Raw genomic sequence first — 3,546 nt, forward strand, 5'->3', positions numbered from 1 at the left:
CGACGATTTCGCAGCATTACTCGACAAATACGATTACCATTTTAGCCCTGGCGATGTCGTTGCTGGTACCGTATTCAGCCTGGAGCCACGAGGTGCTCTGATTGATATTGGCGCGAAGACTGCTGCCTACATTCCGATTCAGGAGATGTCGATCAATCGTGTCGATCAGCCTGAAGAAGTCTTACAGTCTAACGAGACTCGCGAATTTTTTATCCTCACCGATGAAAATGAAGATGGGCAACTGACCCTCTCCATCCGCCGGATCGAGTACATGCGCGCCTGGGAACGCGTCCGCCAGCTTCAAGCAGAAGATGCTACCGTCCGCTCCCAAGTATTCGCTACCAACCGTGGTGGTGCGTTAGTTCGGATTGAAGGACTACGCGGATTTATCCCTGGTTCCCACATCAGTACTCGCAAAGCCAAAGAAGAATTAGTTAACGAAGAACTTCCCCTCAAGTTCCTTGAAGTAGACGAAGATCGCAACCGTCTGGTACTCAGCCACCGTCGTGCGCTAGTCGAACGGAAGATGAATCGCCTCGAAGTTGGTGAAGTCGTGATCGGTTCGGTACGTGGCATCAAACCTTACGGTGCGTTCATCGACATCGGCGGCGTCAGCGGACTGCTCCACATTTCCGAGATTTCTCACGACCACATCGATACACCGCATAGCGTGTTCAATGTCAATGATGAAGTCAAAGTAATGATCATCGATCTCGACGCCGAACGCGGACGGATCTCCCTGTCTACCAAGCAATTGGAGCCAGAACCAGGCGACATGATCAAAAATCGCGATCGCGTCTATGAAATGGCCGATGAAATGGCTGCTAAATATCGCGAGATGTTACTAGCTAAAGCTTCCGGTCAACCCTTAGAATCGATCGAGATTCCGCCCGCAGTAGAAGAAGAAGTAGTCGATTTAGTAGAAGAAGAAATTCCCTCTGCTATTGAGGAAGACGTAGTAGTAGAAGAAGCAACTGCTGAAGCCTAAATCCATTTTGATTCTTAGTGGCTAGAATAAAGAGAGGGCTAGTCCCTCTTTTTATTATTCCCACTCAGCCTAAAACCTAAAACCTAAAACCTAACTTATGCCTCCCCGTTGGCCGCGCGAACCCGATCGAAACGACCCTGAATTTCGTAGACTAGACGACAGAATGACATTTGCCTTTCATGTCGCCCTATTTTCAGCATCAAACTCTGGACTGTGGTTTTTCAAGATTTTCCAAAAAGCGGACTGGAGCTGGGCTGTCTTGGTAACTGGAGTCTGGGCGACGATCCTGTTCGCACACGCTTTGTACGTCTTTACCATTGCCAATTACTCCCCTAATACCGATGGCTAACAATCAACAAATCGAAGATCTCGCGGCAGAAATCGGCGATAAAGTCTATATCGATGTCGCCAAATGGCACCTCTATCTCAAAGATGCCAAGCTCCACACCACACTAGCCGAACGAGTATTTCCCTTACTGAAGAATGGTTTGAACGGCGACAAACTCACTGAAATTCTCACGAATATCTCGATCGATCTTGGCGGCGGCAGACAAAAAACATCTCTCCTCAATCTCATCCCCGTCACCGCTCAAGCTCGACTGATGGAAGTCCTCCAAGACTACGAGCGAGATATGTAGATATTGAGTGCGGAATCTCTAGCTGTTGGGTTTCGCTATCGCTCTACCCAACCTACGAAAGATCTTGCCTAAAACCTAAAACCTAAAGCCTAAAGCCTAAATAATGATCGACCTCGTAGACATCAAACGCGATATTAACATCCTGACCGATCGCCTGGGCAAGACCCAGCAATATCTTTGACGTCCCCGCACTGACGGCTAAAATTCAAGATTTAGAGCAAGTCGCCGCTCAACCAGAGTTTTGGGATAACCAAACTGTGGCGCAAGCTGCCATGCAAGAACTTAACGACTACAAGTCTCATCTAGAGCAGTTTCAAGGCTGGCAACGCAGCGTCACCGACGCCCAAACCGCCTTAGAATTGCTGGAACTCGAACCAGATGAGGCTTTGTACCAAGAAGCCAAACAAAACCTCTCCCAGATGAGTGTGGAACTCGATCGCTGGGAACTAGAACAACTATTATCAGGGACATACGATGCGAAGGGGGCAGTTCTTACAATCAATGCCGGGGCAGGGGGTACGGATGCCCAGGATTGGGCGGAGATGCTCCTGCGGATGTATACCCGTTGGGCGGAGGATCGCAATTTCAAAGTCCAGCTTGCCGAAATCTCCGAAGGAGAAGAAGCCGGACTAAAATCTGCCACGTTAGAAATCGAAGGGAAGTATGCCTACGGTTATCTTCGCAGCGAAAAAGGCACCCATCGCTTAGTCAGAATCTCGCCCTTCAATGCCAATGACAAGCGGCAGACGAGTTTTGCAGGCGTAGAAGTGATGCCGCTAATCGATAATTCCGTCCAGCTCGATATTCCCGACACGGATCTGGAAATCACCACCACCCGCGCGGGCGGTAAAGGTGGGCAGAACGTAAACAAGGTAGAAACAGCCGTGCGAATCGTTCACAAGCCGACAGGGGTAGCCGTGCGTTGTACCCAAGAGCGCAGCCAGCTTCAGAATAAAGAGAAAGCTCTAGTTATTCTTAAGGCGAAATTACTAATTATTGCTCAAGAGCAAAAGACCAAAGAAATCGCCGAAATTCGCGGCGATATGGTTGAAGCGGCTTGGGGTCAACAAATCCGCAACTACGTTTTTCATCCCTATCAAATGGTGAAGGATCTCCGCACGAGCGTTGAAACAACTGCTGTTGGCGATGTGATGAATGGCGAAATCGATGAGTTTATCGAAGCTTACCTGCGACAAGAAAATCAGATGGTCAGTGAGTAGAAAAATAGATTTATTTTATTCTGGATTACTCAAAGCTTGTTTTAGAGATCCAACTATTGTTTGAATTAAAAATGTTGATAATAGCCAAACTATCCCAGAATAAAGAAGTGGGCTAAAGAACTTGCCAATAAAAGGTAACAACGAAGGGAAAAAGCCGACCAAAATCGGAACTATAACCGTAAAAAGATATACGGGATAAATCAAAATTGAAAATTCACCGCCTTTGAATATCCCATTTTCGTAGATAAATTTTGAGGAAGCTCCTAAAAAAGTAAAAAACTCTTCACTAATCACCTGACCGTTTAATGACTTAACAACTATGAATTCAGGAGAAAGTAAAAGAGCATCTCCAAAATGCCTGGGGAAGAATTTTCCAAATTTAATGGAATTGTATGCTTTCGGTTCAAATATTTGGCAATTACTATCTCGCTCGGCATTGAATTTCATCACCAGCTTAAAGATTATGCCAGCGATGATACCAATCAATAACTCCCCGATCGCAAACTTGGCAATTAACAACAAATCGAAATCGTCGAACATATTCAGAATCCCTTAAAAGTATATCTGTATACTTATAATTCCCAGATCTAGACTCACTTTTAACTTCTGAACTAAGATGCAAATTGTCGATCGATCCAACTCAGAACATTACTTATGGGGAGCTGGTTGTGATGGCTGGCATCTGTTGAAACGCGACGAT

Annotated in this window: 5 protein-coding genes; 4 read left to right on the plus strand and 1 reads right to left on the minus strand. The window is 46.2% G+C overall.

Features of this window, described 5'->3' with window-relative positions:
• The 4 genes from RMO84_RS10060 to prfB form a co-directional block, all read left to right on the plus strand.
• Positions 1–988, plus strand: a 988-nt coding sequence (locus tag RMO84_RS10060) for a 30S ribosomal protein S1 (RefSeq protein ID WP_310488329.1), incomplete at its 5' end; no start/stop codon positions are given.
• A 97-nt stretch (positions 989–1,085) separates the two neighbouring features.
• Positions 1,086–1,337 (plus strand): 2TM domain-containing protein, encoded by a 252-nt coding sequence (locus RMO84_RS10065; RefSeq protein ID WP_310488330.1) that lies wholly within the window; start codon positions 1,086–1,088, stop codon positions 1,335–1,337.
• Positions 1,330–1,626, plus strand: coding sequence for a DUF3181 family protein (locus RMO84_RS10070; RefSeq protein WP_310488331.1), 297 nt, complete (start codon positions 1,330–1,332; stop codon positions 1,624–1,626). The genes RMO84_RS10065 and RMO84_RS10070 overlap by 8 nt, the downstream gene beginning before the upstream one ends.
• 103 nt (positions 1,627–1,729) lie before the next feature.
• A protein-coding gene (gene prfB, locus RMO84_RS10075; RefSeq protein ID WP_310488332.1) for a peptide chain release factor 2 occupies positions 1,730–2,846 on the plus strand; the annotation gives its coding sequence in 2 pieces (ribosomal slippage) (positions 1,730–1,804 and positions 1,806–2,846; 1,116 coding nt in all).
• Positions 2,847–2,861: 15 nt separating this feature from the next.
• Here prfB and RMO84_RS10080 read toward each other — a convergent pair.
• Complete coding sequence (locus RMO84_RS10080) at positions 2,862–3,386, minus strand: hypothetical protein (RefSeq protein WP_310488333.1); 525 nt, start codon at positions 3,384–3,386, stop codon at positions 2,862–2,864.
• Between the last annotated feature and the right edge of the window lie 160 nt (positions 3,387–3,546).

It is taken from the genome of Chamaesiphon sp. VAR_69_metabat_338, from assembly GCF_031423935.1.
Taxonomy (GTDB): Bacteria; Cyanobacteriota; Cyanobacteriia; order Cyanobacteriales; family Chamaesiphonaceae; genus Chamaesiphon.

Bases quoted from the DNA above. Each gene is read 5' to 3' on its own strand.
- RMO84_RS10065 (WP_310488330.1), top strand. From the start codon at position 1,086: ATGCCTCCCCGTTGGCCGCGCGAACCCGATCGAAACGACCCTGAATTT.
- RMO84_RS10070 (WP_310488331.1), top strand. From the start codon at position 1,330: ATGGCTAACAATCAACAAATCGAAGATCTCGCGGCAGAAATCGGCGAT.
- RMO84_RS10080 (WP_310488333.1), bottom strand. From the start codon at position 3,386: ATGTTCGACGATTTCGATTTGTTGTTAATTGCCAAGTTTGCGATCGGG.